Here is a 22,339-nt window from a genome sequence, read left to right as displayed (position 1 = left end):
GAATGAAATGATTGGCTACTCATGTGTAAATCAAATCTTTAAGAGCAAACGGTGGATGCCTTGGCATCTGGAGCCGAAGAAGGACGTAGAAATCTGCGATAAGCCTCGGGGAGTTGATAATCGAACTTTGATCCGAGGATTTCCGAATGGGGAAACCCCGCCAGGCCCCTTGTGGTGACCTGGTGACTCCCGCCTGAATATATAGGGCGGGTAGAGGGAACGTGGGGAAGTGAAACATCTCAGTACCCACAGGAAGAGAAAACAACAGTGATTCCGTTAGTAGTGGCGAGCGAACGCGGATCAGGCTAAACCGGTCGTGTGTGATACCTGGTAGGGGTTGCACGGTCGGGGTTGTGGGACTTTTCATGCTGCTCTACCAGGCAGTGGGCGTGACAGTAGCGTATAGACGAACAGCTTTGAATGGCTGACCAGAGGGGGTGCGAGTCCCGTAGTCGAAATGCGTGTATTGACGTTGAAGAGTATCCCAAGTAGCACGGGGCCCGAGAAATCCCGTGTGAATCTGTCAGGACCACCTGATAAGCCTAAATACTCCCAGATGACCGATAGCGGACAAGTACCGTGAGGGAAAGGTGAAAAGTACCCCGGGAGGGGAGTGAAATAGTACCTGAAACCGTTTGCTTACAATCCGTCGGAGCAGCCTTGTAGCTGTGACGGCGTGCCTTTTGAAGAATGAGCCTGCGAGTTAGTGATATGTGGCGAGGTTAACCCGTGTGGGGCAGCCGTAGCGAAAGCGAGTCTGAATAGGGCGATTCAGTCGCATGTCCTAGACCCGAAGCGAAGTGATCTATCCATGGCCAGGTTGAAGCGAAGGTAAGACTTCGTGGAGGACCGAACCCACCTAGGTTGAAAACTGGGGGGATGAGCTGTGGTTAGGGGTGAAAGGCCAATCAAACTTCGTGATAGCTGGTTCTCTCCGAAATGCATTTAGGTGCAGCGTTGCGTGTTTCTTACCGGAGGTAGAGCTACTGGATGGCCGATGGGGCCCAAAAGCTTACTGACGTCAGCCAAACTCCGAATGCCGGTAAGTGAGAGCGCAGCAGTGAGACTGTGGGGGATAAGCTTCATAGTCGAGAGGGAAACAACCCAGACCACCAACTAAGGTCCCAAAGCGCGTGCTAAGTGGAAAAGGATGTGGAGTTGCACAGACAACCAGGAGGTTGGCTTAGAAGCAGCCACCCTTGAAAGAGTGCGTAATAGCTCACTGGTCAAGTGATTCCGCGCCGACAATGTAACGGGGCTCAAGCACGCCACCGAAGTTGTGGCATTCATATTTATAGACAGGCCTTCGTGGTCCAGTCGTGTGGATGGGTAGGAGAGCGTCGTGTGGCGAGTGAAGCGGCGGTGGAAACCAGCCGTGGACGCTACACGAGTGAGAATGCAGGCATGAGTAGCGAAAGACGGGTGAGAAACCCGTCCTCCGAATGATCAAGGGTTCCAGGGTCAAGCTAATCTTCCCTGGGTAAGCCGGGACCTAAGGCGAGGCCGACAGGCGTAGTCGATGGACAACGGGTTGATATTCCCGTGGCCGGCGAAAAACCGCCCAAGCTAATCCAGTAGTGCTAAGAGTCCGAATCTTCTCGTCTGCCTTCGGGTGGGTGGGAAGCCTAGCGCTCGACCCCGTTCTGGTGCGGTTAGCGTATTAACAGGTGTGACGCAGAAAGGTAGCCGAACCGGGTGATTGGTTGAATCCGGGCAAGGATGTAGGGTGAGTGATAGGCAAATCCGTCACTCGTGAAGCCTGAGATCTGACGCGGAACTCACTTTTGTGAGGTAGTCGGTGATCCTCTGCTGCCAAGAAAAGCATCGACGCGAGGTTTTAGTCGCCCGTACCCCAAACCGACACAGGTGATCAGGTAGAGAATACCAAGGAGATCGAGAGAATCGTGGTTAAGGAACTCGGCAAAATGCCCCCGTAACTTCGGGAGAAGGGGGGCCTGAGGCGTATAGGGATTTACTCCTGAAAGCGCATTGATGGCCGCAGAGACCAGTGGGAAGCGACTGTTTATCAAAAACACAGGTCCGTGCGAAGTCGCAAGACGATGTATACGGACTGACGCCTGCCCGGTGCTGGAAGGTTAAGAGGAAGGGTTAGCTTCGGCGAAGCTCTGAATTTAAGCCCCAGTAAACGGCGGTGGTAACTATAACCATCCTAAGGTAGCGAAATTCCTTGTCGGGTAAGTTCCGACCTGCACGAATGGCGTAACGACTTCCCAGCTGTCTCAACCGCGAACTCGGCGAAATTGCATTACGAGTAAAGATGCTCGTTACGCGCAGCAGGACGAAAAGACCCCGTGACCTTTACTACAGCTTGGTATTGGTGTTCGGTGTGGCTTGTGTAGGATAGGTGGGAGACTGTGAAGCGGGCACGCTAGTGTTCGTGGAGTCGTTGTTGAAATACCACTCTGGTCATTCTGGATATCTAACTTCGAACCGTAATCCGGTTCAGGGACAGTGCCTGGTGGGTAGTTTAACTGGGGCGGTTGCCTCCTAAAGAGTAACGGAGGCGCCCAAAGGTTCCCTCAACCTGGTTGGCAATCAGGTGGCGAGTGTAAGTGCACAAGGGAGCTTGACTGTGAGACTGACAAGTCGAGCAGGGACGAAAGTCGGGACTAGTGATCCGGCAGTGGCTTGTGGAAGCGCTGTCGCTCAACGGATAAAAGGTACCTCGGGGATAACAGGCTGATCTTGCCCAAGAGTCCATATCGACGGCATGGTTTGGCACCTCGATGTCGGCTCGTCGCATCCTGGGGCTGGAGTAGGTCCCAAGGGTTGGGCTGTTCGCCCATTAAAGCGGCACGCGAGCTGGGTTCAGAACGTCGTGAGACAGTTCGGTCTCTATCCGCTGCGCGCGTAGGAAATTTGAGAAGATCTATCTTTAGTACGAGAGGACCGAGATGGACGAACCTCTGGTGTGTCAGTTGTTCCGCCAGGAGCACCGCTGATTGGCTACGTTCGGAACGGATAACCGCTGAAAGCATCTAAGCGGGAAGCCGGCTTCAAGATGAGATTTCCATCCCTTCGGGGGAGAAGCTCCCAGTAGACGACTGGGTTGATAGGCCGGATGTGGAAGCACAGAAATGTGTGGAGCTGACCGGTACTAATAAGCTGATGATTTGATAAAACATGCACATGAATGTTGTTGCTGTTCGCGTCCACTTTGTGGTTCTCGATAGACGATCGAGAATCGACCGCATGCCGGCCCGTTTTGGGTGTGGTGTGTGGTTCGAAACATGATGGTTTGTCCATAGTGTTTCGGCGGTCATAGCGAGAGGGAAACGCCCGGTTACATTCCGAACCCGGAAGCTAAGACTCTCAGCGCCGATGGTACTGCAGGGGGGACCCTGTGGGAGAGTAGGTCACCGCCGGACTTCTTCATGAGCCGGGGTTGGTTGGTGAGTGAGCAGAGATGCTCCTCACCCACCAACCCCGGCTTTTTTGTTGCCCGTAAACACGGCTGCAGACCACGCACGACGATTCCTCCGAGCCAGGAGCAATAGAATGCCCACCATGGGTGAATCCCGCAGGAGGAACTCCCACGACTCCAGCAACTCCCCGGGCCCCGGCATCTCGAAGGTCATCAACAACAACGTTGTGATCCAGATCGACGGATCCGGGCACGAACGCGTGCTGATGGGGCGAGGGCTCGGCTTCCAACTCAAGCCGGGCGACCTCATCGACCCATCCCGCGTCGAGAAGACCTTCGTGCTCGCAACGGGCAGCGAGGGCGACCAGGCACTGCAGCTGCTGAGCGCCGTGCCCTACGCGGTCGTCGAAGCCGTCATGGGCGCCGTCGACGAAGCCGAGCGCACCCTCGGCCGTGACCTCGGCAAGCGCCTGCCCCTCGCGATCATCGACCACATCCAATACGTCCTCGAACGCCTCGACAAGGGCATTCGCATCCCCGCGACCTCCATGCCGGAGCTCCGGGTGCTGCACCCCCAGGAATTCGCCGCCTCCAAGCAGATGGCAGCGTCGATCTCCGCGGCACTCGGACGTGAGCTCCCGCCGGAAGAAGCAGTCTTCCTGACCATGCACGTGCTGAACTCCACACGCGACGAACCGGACGGCACCTCGGCGCTCCTGTTCCGGCGCGTGCAGCACGTCGTCGTCACCGTGGAGGCCGGCCTCGGGGTCGACCTCGACGTGGACAGCCACGACTACGCGCGCTTCATCCTCCACATCCAATTCCTCCTGCAGCGGCTCGTGTCGCGCAGCATGCTCCGCTCAACAGACTCGTCGTTCTTCGACTTCACGAAGCGCACCTACCCGCGCTCGTTCGCGATCGCCGAGCAGGTGAAGAGCTACGTGCGGGAAGCGACGGGCGTCGAGCTGACAGACGAGGAGCTGCTCTACGTCACCGTGCACATCGAACGCCTCGCTCAGCACATTGCCTATGGCACGGACGTCGAGCCGATGCTAGAGTGACTGCCGCAGGGCAATGAAGTCCTGCGGAATCCTTGGATTGTTACCGGTCAAGCGGGCAAAACCTGAACTCATATCGCCGAAATGGCGGTGTTCGAGTTCAGGTTTTTTTGTTGCCCAAAATCTCCCCCGAGACGCTTGATGCGGGCGACGACCCAGGGGTTCCAGACTGAGTTGCCGCCGTAGGCGGGAGAAGGAGGGCGGTCCCATGGATCACTCAAGAGTTGCAGCGGATGTGCTCAAGGGCGTCGGCGGCGAAGAGAACGTCAAGTCGGTGGTGCACTGCATGACCCGACTGCGCTTCACGATCAAGGACGACGCGAAGATTAACAAGGCCGCCGTCAAGGTCATCCCAGGCGTCATCACGACGGCCGAGGCCGGCGGCCAGTACCAGGTTGTCATCGGCAACGAGGTGCCAGAGGTCTACGCGGAGCTCGGCAAGATCTCGAACCTCGTCGCGGGCACGCAGCCGAGCACCGCCGACGAGAACGAGGACAAGGGCAACCTCCTCAACCGCTTCATCGCCCTCATCGCCGCGATCTTCACGCCGATTCTCTGGGCCCTCGCTGGCACCGGGCTGCTGAAGGCGTTCCTCGCGGCCGCCGCGACGTTCGGCTGGATCGCCACCGACACGAGCACCTACGCGATCCTCAACGCACTATCGGATGCGTTCATCAACTTCCTGCCGCTCGCACTCGCGATCTCTGCCGCGAAGTACTTCAAGACCGAGCAGTTCACGTCGCTCGCCATCGCCGGTGCGCTCGTCTACCCCTCGATCGTCGCCATGGCCGGCACGGAGGGCATCACGTTCTTCGGCATCCCCGTGATCATGGTCAGCTACGTCTCAAGCGTCATTCCGATCATCGTGGCGGTCTGGCTGCAGAGCTACATGGAGCGTTTCCTGCTGAAGCGCCTCCCGTCGGCCGTGCGCCGCTTCGTCACGCCGATGATCGTCGTTGCCGTGCTCGTGCCGCTTATTTTCCTCGTCATCGGCCCGATCTCCTCGTTCCTCGGCGGAGGCCTCGCGGACGGTATCGGCTGGGTCTTCGCGGTGGCGCCGTGGCTCGGCGGCGCGATCATGGGCGGCCTCTGGCAGGTCTTCGTCATCTTCGGATTGCACTGGGGCGTCTCGCCGATCATGGTCCTCGAGTACCAGCAGAGCGGCTTCGTCTACCTCGCGGCGCCCATCTACGCCGCTGTCAGCGCGCAGGCGGCAGCCGTCGCAGGCGTCTGGGTACGTACCCGCAACAAGCGCATCAAATCGCTCGCCGCACCTGCAACGCTCTCCGGCTTCCTCGCCGGTGTCACGGAGCCAGCGATCTACGGCATCAACCTGCCGCTCAAGCGCCCGTTCGTCTACGGCATCATCGGTGGCGTGCTCGGCGGCGCGCTCATCTCGGCTGGCGGCGTAGCCGCGAACGCGCTCGCCGTCCCTTCGCTCCTCGCCCTCCCGGCGCTGTTTAGCGAAGGCAACCTGGCGCTGCTCTTCATCGGCATGGCTGTCGCCATCGTGGTGCCGTTCCTGCTGACCGTCATCGTCGGATTCAAGGACCCGGTGGATGAGGATGCTCTGGCAAAGGTCGCGAACAACGACCTCGAGGTCCGCAGCCCCCTCGACGGCACCGCCGTCGCGCTGTCCGAGGTGTCTGACCCAGTGTTCGCCGGTGGAGTGCTCGGCAAGGGCGCTGCCGTCCTGCCCAGCTCCGGCGCCGTCTACGCGCCGTTCGACGGTGTCGTCGCCGCCGCTTTCCCGACGGGACACGCCATTGGCCTGCGCCACGCGGACGGAGCCGAGGTGCTCATCCACATCGGCGTCGACACGGTGAAGCTGGGCGGCCAGCACTTCTCCATGAAGGTCGAATCCGGCCAGGCCGTGAAGGCCGGCGAACTGCTCATCGAGTTCGACATCGACGCCATCAAGGCGGCCGGCTACGACGTGACCACGCCCGTCATCATCACGAACGCCGAACTGTACCCGGAGATCACGAGCCAGGTCACCGGCCCCATCTCGCACGGAGAGGCGCTGTACCTCGCGAAGTCGGTCGAGGCCGTCGCGCTCGCCAAGTAGGCGCATCCACGCCTCCAGCCCTACATCCACATGCTCACGAACTCACGCACGAACGCATCGCAGAACGAAGGAGACACTCGTATGACGACAACCAACTTCCCAGACGGATTCCTCTGGGGCGGCGCGACCGCAGCCAACCAGCTCGAGGGTGGCTACCTCGACGGGGGCAAGGGCCTCTCCATCCAGGACGTCATGCCGAAGGGCATCATGTCGCCTCCCACCGAGGGGCCGACGGCCGACAACCTGAAGCACGTCGGCATCGACTTCTACAACCGCTACGCGGAGGACATCGCGCTCTTCGCGGAGATGGGATTCAAGACGTTCCGCTTCTCGATCGCGTGGAGCCGCATCTTCCCGAAGGGCGATGAGCTCGAGCCGAACGAGGAGGGCCTCGCGTTCTACGACCGCGTGCTCGACGAGCTCGAGAAGCACGGCATCGAGCCGCTCGTCACGATCTCCCACTACGAGACGCCGCTGCACCTCGCGCAGCAGTACGACGGCTGGGTCAGCCGTGAGCTCATCGGCTTCTATGAGCGGTACGCCCGAGTGCTGTTCAACCGCTTCGGCTCGCGCGTGAAGTACTGGCTCACGTTCAACGAGATCAACTCGGTGCTGCACGCCCCGCTCATGAGCGGTGGCATCCTCACGCCGAAGGACCAGCTCAGCGAGCAGGACCTGTACCAGGCAGTGCACCACGAACTGGTCGCTTCGGCGCTCGCGACGAAGGTCGCGCGCGAGGTCGCGCCTGGCGCTCAGGTTGGCTGCATGCTTATAGCGCTGCCCACCTACCCGCTCACCCCGTCGCCCGCCGACGCGCTCGCCGTCATGCAAGCCGACCACTCGAACCTGATGTTCGGCGACGTGCACGTGCGCGGCGAGTACCCGGGCTTCGCGCTTCGCCTCTTCAAGGAGAAGGGGATCAACCTCAACATCACGGATGAGGACCGCGAGATCCTGAGGAACACGGTCGACTTCATCTCGTTCAGCTACTACATGAGCATCGCCGAATCGGCGGAGCCCGTCGAGGCTGACGGGAGCGGCAACATCATCATGGGAGTGCCGAACCCGACGCTGGAGAAGAGCGAATGGGGCTGGGCGATCGACCCGGTCGGCCTGCGCGTCGTCATGAACCAGTTCTGGGAGCGGTGGCAGAAGCCGCTGTTCATCGTCGAGAACGGGCTCGGCGCGAAGGACCAGCTCGTCGAGGTCGGCGGAGTCAAGACCGTCGAGGACGACTACCGCATCGCCTACCTCAACGACCACCTCGTGCAGGCCGGCGAGGCGATCGCCGACGGCGTCGAGCTGCTCGGCTACACGACGTGGGGCTGCATCGACCTCGTCTCGGCGAGCACGGCGCAGCTGAGCAAGCGGTACGGGTTCATCTACGTCGACCGCAATGACGACGGCTCGGGCACGCTCGAGCGCTACAAGAAGAAGTCGTTCGACTGGTACGCCGAGGTCATCCGCACGAACGGTGGCAGCCTGCAGGCGTAACGGCCAACCCCCATCTCCTCCGGTAGTCCATTGCTCGGGGGATCGGCGCTCGCAGAGGCGGGCCGCGCACATCGCGCGGCCCGCCTTTCGTTTCGGTGCACGCGATCGGACACACCCGGACAGGGGGATTGCCGAGGGTCACTGACCAACATCAGTGCAATATTCGGGTCTCCAGGCGCCGCGGGGCGCGTTTCGCCCGATATCGCACTGATGTTGGACAGCCGGGCTCAACACGCTCTTCGACCCGACCGCCGGGGATGGCGTCACGCGAGGCTGCGACGACCGCGTGCTGCCTCAGAGGCAACAGCGAGCGGATGCGCTCGCGGCTGCCCTCGAAGCCGAAGCCCCCGGGGTCTTCGAGATCGACGCACCGGAGGGCGGCCTCTTCCTCTGGCCGCGCATCGCGGACGACTCGATTGACGCCGACAAGCTCGCGGACGACGCGACGGCCGAAGGCATCAGCTACCAGCGCGGCTCGTTCTTCCCGTCAGGGCCGGGCACGGATTCGGATCGACGCCTCCGGCTCTCCTACGGCGACACGTCCGTCGAGCGACTCCAGGAGGGCGCCGTCCGCCTCGGCCGCGCCGTCGCGAAACAGCGCTGATCGTCGCGCGCCTGCCGTCTCGGGCGCCTGCCGTCTCGGGATGGCAGAGTCACTTCGTTGAGGAAAGTTTCCCGGAAAACAGCGAGGTTCCCATCCCGAGGTGAATTTCTTTCCCGAGGCGACTTCTCTCTCGCGGTCACTTCCCAGCACGAGACGCCCCGGGGTGGTTCCGTCCGAGCCAGCTGCCCTCCGCTTCGGGATGGGAAACTCGCTCCGTTCGGGAAAGCTTTCGCCAAGACAGCGACTTTTCCATCCCGAAACCGGGGCCGGGGTCGGGGCGAGTTCGCGGGCCAGTTCGAGGGCGACTTCGCGGGCGAGTGGGGGCCGGGACGTGGAGGGCAGCGTCCTACGCGGACGGCTCGTCCGCAGCCGCAGCTGACTCGGCGGGCACCGCCTGCGGCTCCCGGCCGCTCGTCGAGAGGCGCGCGAGGTGGATCTCGAGGTAGCAGACCTCGGCCTCGCTGAGCTTCCCGCCCTGCGCTTCGATGATGTCCCGCACTCGGTCGCTCGTGGCGACGATCTCGGGATACGAGTCGCGGATGGCCGTGAAGAGCTGCGGGGGAGCGCTGTCGAGCTGGGTGCGGGTCGTCATGCGCGCGTACAGGTAGCGCAGGTGGGTGACGAAGCGGGCGACGTTCGTGGGGTCGGCGGTCGCATCCGCCCCCAAGGTTTCGGTGACCACGTCGACGACGCTCTGCAGGGTCTTCGTCATGGCGACGGTCTGCGAGGTGTCGGACTTCGCGAACTGCGCGTTGACGAAGTGCATGGCGAAGGCGGTGGCCTCGTCGGCGTCGATGGCCGCATCCGCGCCGAGCTCCTCGTTGGCGAAGCCGACGGTCGCCTGCCCAAGCTGCGTCTCGCGCGGGTAGAGCTGCGCAATCTCCCACTTGAGGGGGAAGTCGACGCGCAGGCCTGTCTGGGCTCGGACGACCGCGAAGTGCAGGTGGTCGGCGACGGAGAGCAGGAGCGCCTGGCTCGGCCGCACGTCACCTGCCGTCTCGGCGTGGTCGACGGCCCGGCGCGCCACGCGGAAGACCTCGAGCGGGATCTCGCGGGCGAAGTCGGCGAGCTGCCGCAGCTCGAGCGCGGTGGAGGGGGCGAACGATTCGGTCGCGGAGGCCAGCTCGACGGTGTCGCCGAGGCGCTTCCCGAAGCCGATGCCGCGGCCGAGCAGGATGACGCGGTCACCCGCGGCGTCGACCATGACGGCGTTGTTGTTCAACACCCTCAGCAGGGTTCCCGTCTGCGTCTTCGTCATCGGGTCTCCCCTCCTCACGTTCTTGGGTTCGGCGCGCGGCGTCCGTATTCAGCCGCCGCACGCACAGATGAAGACTACGTCCGCTTGGACGCAGCCCGAGTGGATTCCCGGGGACCCCGACGTGCGGGACCCCCGGGAAGGACACTAGATTCCGGTGCCGTTGGCGCTGATGACGCCCGCGTACCAGTCGAAGGACTTCTTCTTCGAGCGCTCCATGGTGCCGTTGCCGGCGTTGTCGCGGTCGACGTAGATCATGCCGTAGCGCTTCTTCATCTCGCCGGTCGTGAACGAGACGACGTCGATGATGCCCCACGGCGTGTATCCCATGAGGTCGACGCCGTCTTCGGAGACGGCGAGCTCGACCTGCTCGATGTGCGCCTTCAGGTACTCGATGCGCGCGTCGTCGTCGATCGAGCCGTCCTCGTTCACGACATCGATCGCCCCGAAGCCGTTCTCGACGATGAAGAGGGGCAGCTCGTAGCGCTCGGTGAGCACGTTGAGGGCGTAGCGCAGGCCGACGGGGTCGATCTGCCATCCCCAGTCGCTGGCCTTCACGTACGGGTTCGGCACGGAGTTGGCGAGGCCGCCGTTGAAGATCTTCTCGTCGTTCTGCACGTCGGCCTTTGCGACGGTCGACATGTAGTAGCTGAAGCCGAGGTAGTCGACGGTGCCCGCCGCGAGGATCTCGGCGTCGCCGTCCTGCCAGCCGATGTCGTAGCCTTCGCGCTCGCGCTCCCGCACCGCGTAGGCCGGGTAGTGGCCGCGCACGTGCACGTCGGGGAACAGGAAGCGGTCGCGGCTCGAGATCTGCGCCTCGAGCACGTCGGCCGGGTTGCAGGAGTACGGGTAGATCGGGACGTGCGAGATCATGCCGCCGATCTGCAGGTTCGGGTCGACGTCGTGGCCGGCCTTCACTGCGAGAGCGGATGCGAGGAGCTCGTTGTGCGCGACCTGCAGCACGACCTCGCGCGGGTTGTCCTCCGGTGTGAGGAGCACTCCCGAGTTGGTCCAGAGGAACAGCTCGTTGCGGGTGTCGAGCTGGTTGTTGATCTCGTTGAACGTCATCCAGTATTTGACCTTCGTCGCGTACCGCTCGAAGCACACCTTCGCGAAGCGCTCGAAGAAGCCGACGAGGGCACGGTTGCGGAAGCCGCCGTATTCGCGGGCGAGGTGCAGGGGCACCTCGAAGTGCGAGAGCGTGACGACGGGCTCGATGCCGTGCTTCAGCAGCTCGTCGAAGAGGTCGTCGTAGAACTTCAGGCCGGCCTCGTTCGGCTCGAGCTCGTCGCCCTTCGGGAAGATGCGGGTCCACTGGATGGACGTGCGGAAGCACTTGAGGCCCATCTCGGCCAGCAGTGCGATGTCCTCGCGGTACCGGTGGTAGTGGTCGATGGCCTCGTGGTTCGGGTAGAACTCGCCGGCCTCGACGGAGTCGGTGATGCGGCGGGGCACGCCGTGCTCACCCGCGGTGAGCACGTCGACGACGCTCGGTCCCTTGCCGTCCGCATCCCACCCGCCCTCGAGCTGGTGTGCTGCGACGGCGCCGCCCCAGAGGAAGTCGCTTGGGAGTCTGCTCATGGTCATGAGTTCCTTTCTCGTCTGTGGTCGTGTCAGTTGCTGGCGGCGGACGCGGTCGCGACGGCGACGGCGAGCTGGTCGCCGACGGCGACTGCTCCCGCTCCGGTCGCGACGACCTCGCTGTAGCTGCCGGAGTTGGTGATGAGGACGGGGGTGATGAGGGAGTAGCCCTCGGCCTTGATGGCGACGGCGTCGAAGGCGAGGAGGAGCGCGCCCTGCTTCACCTCGGTGCCCTCGGAGACGTGGGCGGTGAAGTGCTCACCGTTCAGCTGGACGGTGTCGATGCCGACGTGGATGAGGACCTCGACGCCCTCGTCGGAGATGAGGCCGATGGCGTGCTTCGACGGGAAGACGGAGACGACCGTGCCGTCGAAGGGCGCGAAGACCTGGTGGCCTGCGGGGTCGATGGCCGCGCCCGAGCCCATGACGCCTGCCGAGAAGACCTCGTCTGGCACCTCGGCGAGGGTCAGCACCTGGCCTTCGAGCGGGCTGGCGACGACGCCGGTGCTGTTCGATGCGGTAAGGGCTGCTTCGAAGCGGGCGTTCTGCTCCGGGTCGGTGGGGCGAGCCTGGTCGAGGTCGCTCGTGGGCAGGTTCTCGGCGACGACGTCCTTGAAGCCGATGAAGTACACGAGGGCGGCGGCTCCGAAGAAGGCGACGGCGCATCCGACGACCATGCCGATGATGGAGTTGGGGTTGTCGGGGCTGACCGAGTTGACGATGGTCAGCATGCCCGGCAGGCCGGCGTACGCGTAGTAGCGCGAGCCGAAGAAGGAGATCGTGATCGCTCCGACCGCGCCGGCGATGCAGGCGAGGAGGAACGGGCGCTTGAGTCGGAGCGTGACGCCGTAGATGGCGGGCTCGGTGATGCCGAAGATGCCGGTGACGGCCGCGGAGCCGGAGACACCACGCATCTCCTTGTTGCGGGTCTTGAGGAACACGCCGAACGCCGCACCGACCTGGGCGATGACGGCCGCGGTCTGGAATGCCTGGAACGAGTCCTGGCCGAAGCGGTCGAAGTTGTCGAGCACGAACGGCGTGACGCCCCAGTGCACGCCGAAGATGACAGCGACCTGCCAGAAGGCGCCGATGAGGCCTGCTGCGACGGCCGGCGCGATCTCGACGAGCCAGTTGTAGCCGTTGGCGACGCCGGATGCGCCTGCCGCGGAGAGCGGGCCGATGACGAGCAGCACAAGCGGAACCATGACGACGGCCGAGATGAGCGGCACGAGGAGGGCCTGCGCGACGCCGCGAAGGTATCTGTTGAGGAAGCGCTCGAGGTAGGAGAGCACCCAGACGAGGATCAGCGGGGGCAGCACGGATGACGAGTAGGTCGTCGAGTTGAGGGCGATGCCGAGGAAGTCGATGGTCTCGCCACCCTCGATGCGGCCCGCGAGGGCGGCCCAGTCGGGGTTCATGATGGCGGCGGCGCAGAGCACGGCGATGTAGGTGTTGACCTTGAAGTGCTTCGACGCGGTGATGGCGATGAAGATCGGCAGGAACGCGAATGGCGTCCAGGAGATGAACGTGAGCACGAGGTCGGTGCCGGTGCCTTCGAACGCCGGCCAGATCATGCGCGTGATGATGAGCGATCCCTGCAGGAGGCCTGCGGAGGCGAGGATGTACACGAAGGGTGCGAAGACGGCCGACATGGTCGCGATGACGCGGTTCAAGATGGACGGCTTGTGGGCCGTCGTCTCCGGCACGTTGTTCGAGATGTTGGCGTTCGACATGAGCGCCTCGTGCACCTCGCCGACGTGCGAGCCGATGACGACCTGGAACTGGCCGCCCGCCTCGACGACGGTGATGACGCCGGGCAGCGCGGCCACCTTGTCCTTGGCGCCGGCGGGGGTGTCGTTCAGGACGAGTCGGAGCCGGGTCGCGCAGTGCGACGCCGACTGGATGTTCTTCTCGCCGCCGACGAGATCGACGATCTCGCCTGCGAGCCTGGGATAGTTGCGGACTGCTTCAGCCATGGCATTCTCCATTGATGCTTGGGATGGGGACGTTCCCGAGCGGAGAGCCTGACGACATGACGGTGCAAGAACAGATAGCGAGGTCGACGCCCTGCGGAGCAGCAATGCTCGCAGTGCGTTGCGTCAGCTCCACTCGGGAGCTGTGACGTGGGTTCTTGCCTCGCTGAGTAACAGGCCCGCAGTCGCCTCGAACTCTAACCGCATCCTCGCCGATTCGGCAAGCGCGGTTCGAGAGCTACACGGGTCCGGCGACCTCCGGCGTGCCCTCGCGGCTGCCGACACCAGTGAGGCCGCGCTCGTCAAGGAGGCGCCGCGCGAGCACCGTGGAGCCTGCGACGGCCGCTGGCATCGTGAAGACCGCGCCGCCCGGAACCATGAAGCAGAGCTGCGTCGCGACGCCGAAGCCGAGCAGCTGTGCCCGGTTACCGCGGATGACGGACGCGCGCTGATCGCCGAGCAGGCGGCGCGCATCCAGCGCCCGGCCGGTGAGTTCCCGGGAGAGCACGGTGCCGTTGAGGGCGACGCCGACGATTGCCGCGGTGACCGAGCCGACGAGCGGGATCACGCCGATGACGGCGACGACGATGGCGGAGAGGATGCCCATGCCGACGAGCCAGAGGCTGCCTTTCGCGGCGGCCCAGAAGCCGAGGCCCTCCCCGGGGTTCTCGTCGCCGAGGTCGCGTTCGACGCTCAGCCAGATGCGCTCGTAGAACGGGTCGCCGACGGTCAGGGTGATGGCCGTGAAGGTCGTCACCGACAGGAAGACGCCACCGGCGATGATGAGGGTCATGAAGGCGATGCGGAGGGTGTTGCGCCAGACCTCGTCCCACTGCGCGGCCCACGGCGTCGCCCATTCGACGATGTCGTCGACGAAGAAGAACAGCGTCACGAGGGCTGCGCCGACCAGCACGAAGACGATGAACGCCGGGATGAGCCCCAGCAGCATCATGTGCGGCTTCCGCTTCCAGTACCCGAAGCCCTGGAAGAGCGCGCCGACGCCTGCGAAGAACTGCCCGATCATGCCACCGAGACTACTGAGGCGCGGCAGGGAAGCGGATGCGTGCATCCACGTCCCCGCCGCGCCTCAACGCTCGCGGTTCGTGCGAGAAGGAACTACAGCGTGATGAGGCCGTTCGTCTTCGTGGTCGCGGCGTCGTAGCGCTGCTGCACGTTGTTCCAGTCGGCGATGTTCCAGAACGCCTTGATGTAGTCGGCGCGCACGTTGCGGTAGTCGAGGTAGTACGCGTGCTCCCACACGTCGAGCATGAGCAGCGGGACGAGGCCGAACGGCACGTTGCCCTGCTGATCGAAGAGCTGGAAGATCGCGAGCTGCTCGCCGAGCACGTCGTAGGCGAGCACTGCCCAGCCGGAGCCCTGCACGCCGAGCGCGACAGCCGTGAACTGCGCGACGAACTTGTCGAACGAGCCGAACTGCGCGTCGATCGCCGTGGCGAGCGAGCCGGTCGCCTCACCGCCGCCGTTCGGGGAGAGGTTCGTCCAGAAGATGGAGTGGTTGACGTGGCCGCCGAGGTTGAACGCGAGGTCCTTCTCGAGCTTGTTCACGTTGGCGAGGTTGCCGCTCTCGCGGGCTTCGGCGAGCTGCTCGAGGGCCGTGTTCGCGCCCTTGACGTAGGTGGCGTGGTGCTTGGAGTGGTGCAGCTCCATGATCTCGCCGCTGATGCTCGGGGCGAGCGCGGAGTAGTCGTAGGCGAGGTCGGGAAGGGTGTATGCGGTCATGGTGTGACCTTCTTTCTGTCGGATTTCGTGGAGTGGTTCGTGGTGGCTGTTCGCGCGAGCGTTACTGGTCGAAGGACGACGCGTCGAGGCGACCGAAGCGACGGTTCTGGTACATGAGCGGCGGGGTGCTGCTGCCGTGAAGCACTTCGAGTACCTCGGCGAGCACGATCGTGGAGCCGCCGACCTTGACGGTGCTGGCGATGCGGCACCGAAGCGTCTCCCGCGCCTGGGGGAGGTACGGCTCGCCGGTGGGGAAGTGCTCCCACCCCTGCTCCGGCGTGAAGCGCGGGGCACCGCTTCGGGCGAAGTCGAGGGCGAGCGTCTCCTGGTCGAGGCTGAGGAGGTTCACCGTGATGTCGCCCGCCTCGAGGAGGCCTCCCGCGCTGCCCGTTGCGCGGGTCACCGAGAACGAGAGGGTGGCCGGGTCGACGGCGACGGAGCTGACGCTCGACGCGGTGAGTCCGACCGGGCCGGTGGCGGTCTGCCCGGCGATGATCGCCACGGCGGCGGGATGCTCCCGGAAGGCCGTCTTGAATTCGTCGGCCAGTGCTGCTTGGGCCGATGCCGCTTGAGCTGCTGCCTTGGGGGCGGGATCTGTCATCGAATCGGCTCTCTGCCTTCGCTGAAGGACGGGGATCGGAGTTGCGTGTGCGTTCTGTCTTCGAGGCTAGAACCTCAAGTAGGGTTGAAGTCAATTCGAGCGGTGGGATTTCACTGTGAGCGAGACACGCAAGGACACACAGGGGTCGCCCCTGCCCTCCGACGAGCTGCTCACGGTGAGTGAGATGGTGCGACGCACCGGGGTTGCCGCATCCGCCTTGCGCTTCTACGAAGAGCTCGAGCTCATCGCGGCGGTGCGCACTGCGGGCAACCAGCGCCGGTACGCGCGGCACATGATCCGCCGCGTCTCGCTCATCTCGGTGGCGAAGCGCCTCGGCATCCCGCTCTCGGACGTGCAGGATGCGTTCGCGGACCTGCCGCGTGACGCGACCCCGAGCCAGGAGGACTGGCAGCGGGCCTCCGGGCGGTGGAAGCGCACGCTCGAGGAGCGGCGGCGTGGCATCGAGCGCCTCGAGGAGGAGCTCATGGGGTGCATCGGCTGCGGTTGCCTGTCGATGAAGGCGTGTGGGCTCCTCAACCCCGACGATGCCCTCGCGGGCGACGGATCCGGTCCGCGCAGGCTGGACTGAAGCGGGCTGTTGCAGTGCTTGCGCGCCGCTTCCGCTGGAAAGGGGTCCGCGATCGTGGGGGACCGCCGTTCCGTGACAAATGTCACGTCAGGAAGTGACGCGCGAGACTGGCTGGTGTCGGTGGTCGCGAATATCGTTCGAAGGACCGGCGCAGAGCCGGGACGGCAGAGAGCCGGAACAGCAAACAGGAGAGAGACCATGGCTGAGTTCAAGATCGGTGACACCGTGCAGGTGACGGGGGACACGATGACCGGCAACGTGGGGACGGTCACGTCCTACGACGAGAAGCGCGAGAAGTACCTCGTGCTCATCAGCGCCGTCACGCAGAACTACTTCACTGCCGACGAGCTGAAGCTCTTCACGGCGTAGAGCGCGGCGGTCCGGAGGAGGCTACGGCGCGGCTAGCTCCGCACTCTCAGCGGACGCAGCCAGCTCGTCAGGCTCAGCGAGTCGACTTGACTGTGCCTGGTGACTGCGCGTGGTGACGGAGCCTGGTCTCAGCTGTTGAGGCCGTCGAGGTAAGCGTCCGTGGTGCGCTTCTGTGCGGCGCGGGCGTCCGCCTCGTCTGAGCCCGCGGCGATGGATGCATCCGCCCATGCTTCTGCGCTCAGCACGAGGAACGTGCTCGCGTCGTCCGTCTGCACCCAGGCGGTGGTCTCGAGGGGCACGCTTGCACCCGTCGCGAGGTGGTGGGCGAGGCTCGCGAAGCTGAGGTCCCAGCCGACTCCCGTCGCGCCGACCCCGAACTTCGGCCACGTCTCCTCGTCGGTTGGCGAGTGGTGCTCGAGTGCGAGGGTCGCGTGGGTCTCGTCGACCTTCGTGAAGTGAACCTCGAGGTGGGAGTGCTCGCCGTCGTACTCCCACGTGGCAGTGAACGAGTCGGGGGCGTGGCATCCCGTGATGTGCCCGTGGGCATTGTCCTGAATCTGGTAGGTGCCACCCTGGCGGAGGCTCCCGTCGACGGGGGCGAACCACTGTGCGAGACGGGAGATCTCGGTTGCGGCGGACCACAGCGAGCTGCGCTTCGCCGTGAACGTCTGTGTGAGGGTGATGACGAAGCCGTCGTGGCCGTCGAGTTCCTGCATCCGCACCGAGCGGGCGACGGCGGCGAGCTGGCCGGCGCCGTCGAACGTCGGAGTGCTGGTGGAGGCGGGCGTCGTGGTCATGTGCCCTCCTTCTGTGTGTCGGCGCGGGTTGAGCTGCGGGGGTGAGGGTGATGAGCTGCGGGCGGCGGGGTCTGGGGCGCCTTGTCTTCTAGGGTGCGGGCGTGCGAGGTGGGCACGCATCCCGTCCCTCAAGGGTCGCACCCCGGCGCATACCTTTGCAGGCTCGGCGCGGGGTTCGCTGTGACGATTACGTGAAGTTGCGGTTGCGGGCGTGCGACGACGCCGCGGGTCGTGCGGGGTGGGTCCGGTGCGTCAGGGAACGCGGATGGCCTGGGTTGCCGCCGTCTCACCCTTCCACGGCAGGAGGAAGAGTGCGAGCAGTCCGGCGATGATGGTGAGCCCGCCGACCATCCAGATGACTCCTGGCCAGTCGAAGTGCTGGAAGAAGACGCCGCCGAGGAACCCGAAGATGCTGGAGCCGCCGTAGTAGCCGAGGTTGTAGAGGGCTGTCGCCTGGGCGCGGCCTCGGCTCGGGTAGGCGCCTGCCCAGCCGACGGCGACGGAGTGGGCGCCGAAGAAGGCGGCGGTGAAGATCGCGAGTCCCGTGATGACGAGCCACAGCTGCGGCGAGAGGGTGAGGGCGAGCCCGCCGAGGGAGATGGCGGTGGATGCGAGAAGCACGAGCTTGCGTCCGTGGCGGCCGGCGAGGCGGGCGATGAAGGGCGACGAGAAGGAGCCGGCGAGGTAGGTCACGAAGACGAGCGACACGAGCCAGACGGGCAGGAAGTAGGGGGCTTGGGTGAGGTGGAAGCCGAGGAAGTTGTAGACGGCGACGAACCCGCCCATGAGGAAGAATCCCTGCGCGAAGAGCCCGAGCATCCTGGTGCTGGAGAGGTGGGCGGTGATGGCCTTCCAGGCGCGGCCGATGCTCGCGCCGAGGGTGCCGCCTGCGTTCTTCGCGAGTGGTGCGAATCCGCGGGGCTTGGGGATGAGCCAGATGAAGAGCACGGCCATGGCGACGGAGATGAGCGACACCGTCAGGAGACCGAGCCGCCAGTCGAGGAGCTCGGCGACGGGGGTCGGCACGATTCGGCCGCCGAGTCCGCCGAGGGTGTTGCCGGCGACGAACGTGCCGGCGGCGCCGGCCGCCGCGGTGGGGTGGAGCTCCTCGTTGAGGTAGGCGATGGCGCAGGCGGGGACGCCGCCGAGGGCGATGCCTTCGAGGAGGCGAAGCACGAGGGCGAGCTCGAAGCTTGGCATGAGGATCATGAGCAGGCCGAGGATGGTGGCGCTCGAGATGGAGATCGTGATGGCGCGGACGCGACCCATCCGGTCGGCGGCGATCGACCACGGCAGCACCGAGATGGCGACGCCGAGGGTGCCCATGGAGACCATGAGGGCGGCGGTCGCGGGGTCGATGGCGAAGGTCGTCGAGATCTCCGGCAGCAGCGCCTGCGGGGCGTACAGCTGCGCGAACGTCGCGAACCCGGCGCACAGCATCGCGAGCTGGATGCGCCGGTAGTCGCGGGACCCGCCGAGGTGACCGAGCCAGGGGTTGCCTGTGGATGGGGGCTTCGGGGTGTTGGTGCGGTCGGGCGTCACTCGTTCGAGGGTACTCCGGGGACTTCGGGTCGGCGTTGTGCGCCTGCATGGGTGCGCGCGCATCGTTCGTCAGCTCGCCCGAATGTCCTGCGACCCGCCGGGTTTGCGGACCGGTCGGGTCGTGTGTAAGCTATCCCCTGGTCAATCGCGCAAGCGAAACACCGGGCGCCCGTAGCTCAACGGATAGAGCATCTGACTACGGATCAGAAGGTTAGGGGTTCGAATCCCTTCGGGCGCACAGTACAAGAGCTTCACAGTTCGGGTACACAGCTCTGTGTTGAGACAGATGCAGGAAAGGCTCGCGAAAGCGGGCCTTTTTTGTCGCCTGCTGCATTCTGCCTGGTGGGCCCAGCCTGACGTCTCCTGTCTGTCGCCTCGGACCCGCGAGTCAGTCGGCCCCGCGAGTCACCCGCGCCCGGTGGTCCGGAGCGCTTCGGAGTTCGCCGCCGCGTCGCGGCGCGCGGTGCGCACGAGTGCGATGCTGCCGACGGTCAGCACTGCGAGGGCGCTGACGGGCGCGAGCATCAGGCCGAGGTATCCGAGGCCCACGAGGAACTCGGCCGCCGCGGGGTCGTCGGTGCGGAGGCCTGCTGCGAGCGCGAGGGCAGCGAGCGCGACTCCGAGGGTGACTGCTGCTGCGATGAGCAAGGGCTTCATGGGGTGATCCTGGCACACCTGTTCATTCCGCAACGCTGCACTTCCAGAGGCGCTGACCCTTCCGCGGTTCCGCTCTCTCCACAGGTTGGACGCCGATCCCGTGTCTTTCAGAGTGTGCCTCGTATGGTTGGAGTCGGTATTCGAGATCACTCCGGGGGAGTTCGTGACTGTGCGTAGATCATCACCTGCTGTCGGCGCTGTCGGCGCGCTTGCTGTTGCGCTGCTGCTGAGCGGATGCACGCTCGCGGAACGCATCGGCGCCGAAGGCTCCGGTTCGCCCAGCGCGCCCTCGACGGCCGCGTCCTCAACGGGCGCATCCTCATCGGCGGTAGCGACGCCCGCGACGCCAGCCCCCACGACGTTCCCCGTCGCCGACGCCCTCGAGGGCGACGCACTCGTGTGCCAGGATGCGAACGCGGCCACGGATGCGATGTTCTCCCTCTCGGCCGATGGCGCGAGCTACGACGGCGATGCGGACAAGCAGGCGCAGTTCACGGCGGCCGTCGACCAGTTGCTCGCTGCACGTGACGCGGAGAAGGTCGACCCGGAGGTCAAGAAGGCGATCAGCGATCTCGTCTTCACGTTCACGGGGCGAGCCTCAGACCGCGACGACTGGCTCATCTGGGATGCTGCGCGGACGCACGCCGCCGACCCAGACTCCGGCACGGTGGATGACGCGCTCGACGATGCGGATGACGCCTGCGACGACGTCGGCTACGACTGGGTCGACTGGGCGCCCCGCACCTAGCCCGGTCAGGCTACGACTGCACGGGTCGGACGTCAGCGTCGGCCCGCACGCCTGGACCTGACCGGCTGTCTCCGCGCGCCTATGCCGGGGCGTCTCTGCCCGCTATCCTCTGCCCATGATCATCGTGACGACCAATGACGTTCCCGGATCCTCCATCACGAGCGTGATCGGCGAGGTCTCCGGCCTCACCGTGCGTTCTCGCAACATCGGTGCCCAGTTCGCGGCGGGCTTCAAGTCGCTCGGCGGCGGGGAGCTGAAGGGGCTCACCACCCAGCTCGAGCAGGCGCGCGCGGAGGCCGTCGAGCGCCTCAAGTCGGCAGCCGAGGCGGCAGGCGCCAACGCCGTCGTCGCGATGCGGTACGACTCGAACGAGATCGACCAGAACTTTCAGGAGATCGTGGCCTATGGGACGGCCGTCGTCATCCGCTGAGGCCACCGGCTTGGTGGGCTGAACGAGCTACGTGTCACGGGCCGCGCAGCCTCGAGGCTTTGGGGTCACGCCCGCCCCTTCAGGATGAGGTTCCAGTAGACCCAGGGCAGCACGTGGCGGTCGAACACCCACGTGAGGCGGCGCTCGCGGGCGAGGCCCTTCCAGAACGGGATGCTCGGCCGTTGCTTGAGGGTGTCGTCGAACTCCCCGAAGACGACGCTCGAGCGCGACACTGTGAACGGGGCGACCGTGTAGCCGTCGTAGTCGCTCTCCGGGGCCTGGTCGCGGAGCACGCTCACGAGGTTCTCGGCGAGCGCCTTCGTCTGCTTCCTCAGTGCACCCCCGGAGCGCTGGCTGCGCGACACGGCGGCATCGCCGAGCGACCACACGTTCGGGAACCGGTGGTGCCGCATCGTGTGCGTGTCGACGTCCGCGAATCCGCGCTCGCTCCTCATCTCGGGGGTCGGGTAGGCGAGCTCAGCGCCTGCGAGTCCGGCCTCGGCGATCCATTCGGGAGCCCGCTGCGGCGGCTCGACGATGAGGGCGTCGTAGGGGATGCGCTCGCGGTGTTCCCCAGCGGTCTCGATGACCGCGGTCTTCGCGTCGCCGAGCACCTCGGTGAGCTGTGCCTCGCGGCGCACCTCGATGCCGTATTCGGTGATCTTGCGCTCGAGCTCGCGGTCGATCGCGGGCACGCCGAGCGGCGTCGCATCCGGAAGCACGAGCACGACCCGGATGCGGTCGAGCACGTCCCGGGATCGCCAGTAGTCGCAGGCGAGGTACATGGGCTTCTGGATCGCGCCGCCGAACGACGCGGGCTCCGGCGCCTGAACGAACACGGCCGTTCCCTGCTGCAGTTCGCGCAGCATCCGGGAGGTCTTGTGGGCGAGGCTGATCTCGTAGCTGGACGCGACGTTCGGGGTGCCGAGCGCGGCCTGGAGGCCGGGGATCGCATCCCAGTCCTGCACGACGCCGGGGCAGACGACGAGGTGCTCGTAGCCGATGCTTCGACCTGATGCGAGGACGAGCGACGACGTCTCCGGGTCGACCGAGGCGACGGCGTCGCGGATGAGCGTCACGCGGTCCGGCATCACGTCGGCCTGCGGTCGCGCGGCCTGGCTCGCCTTCGCGGTGCCGCCGGCGACGTGCGAGAGGAGCGGCTGGTAGACGTGGTTCTCGCGCGGCTCGACGACGGTGATGTCGTCGACGCCGGCCCGCTGGAGTCGGCCCGCGACGGACAGGCCAGCGTTGCCACCCCCGATGACCAGCACTCGGTAGGTGGTGAGCGTCGGCTGCTGCTTCGGTGTCGGCTGCGGTGTCGTCGCTGACTGCGGTGCTGGCTGGGCGGCGCCGTTCGGGGTGGGGGTCATCAGAGCGACGCTATCCGCCAGTCGCTGTCGAGGGAGCCGCGACCGGGTCATGGTCACGCAACTCCCAGCCTGCTGCCA

At 65.1% G+C, this 22,339-nt stretch carries 18 protein-coding genes, 1 tRNA gene and 2 rRNA genes; 11 read left to right on the top strand and 10 right to left on the bottom strand.

Annotated features, from left to right (window positions below; genetic code table 11):
* The first annotated feature begins 28 nt into the window (after nucleotides 1-28).
* The 6 genes from ACQFZP_RS09300 (at nucleotide 29) to ACQFZP_RS09275 (ending at nucleotide 8,609) form a co-directional block, all read left to right on the top strand.
* Nucleotides 29-3,142: ribosomal RNA gene (locus ACQFZP_RS09300) — 23S ribosomal RNA — on the top strand.
* Nucleotides 3,143-3,272: 130 nt separating this feature from the next.
* A 5S ribosomal RNA gene (gene rrf / locus ACQFZP_RS09295) occupies nucleotides 3,273-3,389 on the top strand.
* A 139-nt stretch (nucleotides 3,390-3,528) separates the two neighbouring features.
* Nucleotides 3,529-4,446: a PRD domain-containing protein gene (locus ACQFZP_RS09290; protein ID WP_211891146.1), complete on the top strand. Its 918-nt coding sequence runs from the start codon at nucleotides 3,529-3,531 to the stop codon at nucleotides 4,444-4,446.
* 205 nt (nucleotides 4,447-4,651) lie between these two features.
* Nucleotides 4,652-6,511 (top strand): beta-glucoside-specific PTS transporter subunit IIABC, encoded by a 1,860-nt coding sequence (locus ACQFZP_RS09285; protein WP_211891145.1) that lies wholly within the window; start codon nucleotides 4,652-4,654, stop codon nucleotides 6,509-6,511.
* Nucleotides 6,512-6,592: 81 nt separating this feature from the next.
* Nucleotides 6,593-8,005 carry a glycoside hydrolase family 1 protein gene (locus ACQFZP_RS09280; protein WP_211891144.1) on the top strand — a complete coding sequence of 471 codons (1,413 nt, stop codon included), beginning with the start codon at nucleotides 6,593-6,595 and terminating at the stop codon, nucleotides 8,003-8,005.
* 286 nt (nucleotides 8,006-8,291) lie between these two features.
* On the top strand, nucleotides 8,292-8,609 hold the full coding sequence (locus ACQFZP_RS09275; protein WP_211891143.1) for a hypothetical protein: 318 nt from the start codon (nucleotides 8,292-8,294) through the stop codon (nucleotides 8,607-8,609).
* A gap of 346 nt (nucleotides 8,610-8,955) precedes the next feature.
* On the opposite strand, the gene ACQFZP_RS09270 is transcribed toward ACQFZP_RS09275, so the two are convergent.
* The 6 genes from ACQFZP_RS09270 to ACQFZP_RS09245 all read right to left on the bottom strand — a co-directional run bounded on the left by ACQFZP_RS09270 (nucleotide 8,956) and on the right by ACQFZP_RS09245 (nucleotide 15,759).
* Complete coding sequence (locus ACQFZP_RS09270) at nucleotides 8,956-9,867, bottom strand: PRD domain-containing protein (protein WP_211891142.1); 912 nt, start codon at nucleotides 9,865-9,867, stop codon at nucleotides 8,956-8,958.
* A gap of 144 nt (nucleotides 9,868-10,011) precedes the next feature.
* Nucleotides 10,012-11,445, bottom strand: coding sequence for a 6-phospho-beta-glucosidase (locus tag ACQFZP_RS09265; protein WP_104310711.1), 1,434 nt, complete (start codon nucleotides 11,443-11,445; stop codon nucleotides 10,012-10,014).
* A gap of 32 nt (nucleotides 11,446-11,477) precedes the next feature.
* A complete protein-coding gene (locus ACQFZP_RS09260) occupies nucleotides 11,478-13,421 on the bottom strand; it encodes a beta-glucoside-specific PTS transporter subunit IIABC (RefSeq protein WP_211891141.1) in 1,944 nt (647 codons plus the stop codon).
* Between the two features lie 235 nt (nucleotides 13,422-13,656).
* Complete coding sequence (locus ACQFZP_RS09255) at nucleotides 13,657-14,442, bottom strand: EI24 domain-containing protein (protein WP_211891140.1); 786 nt, start codon at nucleotides 14,440-14,442, stop codon at nucleotides 13,657-13,659.
* A gap of 92 nt (nucleotides 14,443-14,534) precedes the next feature.
* Nucleotides 14,535-15,158 (bottom strand): superoxide dismutase, encoded by a 624-nt coding sequence (locus tag ACQFZP_RS09250; RefSeq protein ID WP_104310709.1) that lies wholly within the window; start codon nucleotides 15,156-15,158, stop codon nucleotides 14,535-14,537.
* Nucleotides 15,159-15,219: 61 nt separating this feature from the next.
* Nucleotides 15,220-15,759 (bottom strand): flavin reductase family protein, encoded by a 540-nt coding sequence (locus tag ACQFZP_RS09245; protein ID WP_211891139.1) that lies wholly within the window; start codon nucleotides 15,757-15,759, stop codon nucleotides 15,220-15,222.
* A gap of 115 nt (nucleotides 15,760-15,874) precedes the next feature.
* Between ACQFZP_RS09245 and soxR the strand changes: the two genes are divergently transcribed.
* On the top strand, nucleotides 15,875-16,348 hold the full coding sequence (gene soxR / locus ACQFZP_RS09240; RefSeq protein ID WP_307852804.1) for a redox-sensitive transcriptional activator SoxR: 474 nt from the start codon (nucleotides 15,875-15,877) through the stop codon (nucleotides 16,346-16,348).
* A gap of 198 nt (nucleotides 16,349-16,546) precedes the next feature.
* Nucleotides 16,547-16,717: a hypothetical protein gene (locus ACQFZP_RS09235; RefSeq protein ID WP_179557633.1), complete on the top strand. Its 171-nt coding sequence runs from the start codon at nucleotides 16,547-16,549 to the stop codon at nucleotides 16,715-16,717.
* A 128-nt stretch (nucleotides 16,718-16,845) separates the two neighbouring features.
* Here ACQFZP_RS09235 and ACQFZP_RS09230 read toward each other — a convergent pair whose 3' ends face one another.
* Nucleotides 16,846-17,514 carry an SRPBCC domain-containing protein gene (locus ACQFZP_RS09230; RefSeq protein WP_211891138.1) on the bottom strand — a complete coding sequence of 223 codons (669 nt, stop codon included), beginning with the start codon at nucleotides 17,512-17,514 and terminating at the stop codon, nucleotides 16,846-16,848.
* A 252-nt stretch (nucleotides 17,515-17,766) separates the two neighbouring features.
* Nucleotides 17,767-19,056, bottom strand: coding sequence for an MFS transporter (locus ACQFZP_RS09225; RefSeq protein ID WP_258067887.1), 1,290 nt, complete (start codon nucleotides 19,054-19,056; stop codon nucleotides 17,767-17,769).
* A 165-nt stretch (nucleotides 19,057-19,221) separates the two neighbouring features.
* On the opposite strand from ACQFZP_RS09225, the gene ACQFZP_RS09220 reads away from it, so the two are divergent.
* Nucleotides 19,222-19,294, top strand: a tRNA-Arg gene (locus tag ACQFZP_RS09220).
* 167 nt (nucleotides 19,295-19,461) lie between these two features.
* On the opposite strand, the gene ACQFZP_RS09215 is transcribed toward ACQFZP_RS09220, so the two are convergent.
* A complete protein-coding gene (locus tag ACQFZP_RS09215; RefSeq protein ID WP_211891136.1) occupies nucleotides 19,462-19,713 on the bottom strand; it encodes a hypothetical protein in 252 nt (83 codons plus the stop codon).
* Between the two features lie 169 nt (nucleotides 19,714-19,882).
* Between ACQFZP_RS09215 and ACQFZP_RS09210 the strand changes: the two genes are divergently transcribed.
* Both ACQFZP_RS09210 and ACQFZP_RS09205 read left to right on the top strand, forming a co-directional pair.
* Nucleotides 19,883-20,461 carry a hypothetical protein gene (locus ACQFZP_RS09210; protein ID WP_211891135.1) on the top strand — a complete coding sequence of 193 codons (579 nt, stop codon included), beginning with the start codon at nucleotides 19,883-19,885 and terminating at the stop codon, nucleotides 20,459-20,461.
* A gap of 115 nt (nucleotides 20,462-20,576) precedes the next feature.
* Entirely contained in the window at nucleotides 20,577-20,891 is a 315-nt protein-coding gene (locus ACQFZP_RS09205) for a heavy metal-binding domain-containing protein (RefSeq protein ID WP_211891134.1), read from the top strand.
* A gap of 65 nt (nucleotides 20,892-20,956) precedes the next feature.
* On the opposite strand, the gene ACQFZP_RS09200 is transcribed toward ACQFZP_RS09205, so the two are convergent.
* Nucleotides 20,957-22,261 (bottom strand): NAD(P)/FAD-dependent oxidoreductase, encoded by a 1,305-nt coding sequence (locus ACQFZP_RS09200; RefSeq protein WP_211891133.1) that lies wholly within the window; start codon nucleotides 22,259-22,261, stop codon nucleotides 20,957-20,959.
* Nucleotides 22,262-22,339: the final 78 nt, after the last annotated feature.

This window comes from Pseudoclavibacter sp. Marseille-Q434, assembly GCF_050315415.1.
Lineage (GTDB): Bacteria > Actinomycetota > Actinomycetes > Actinomycetales > Microbacteriaceae > Pseudoclavibacter.
This window is presented reverse-complemented; position numbering and strand designations above follow the sequence as displayed.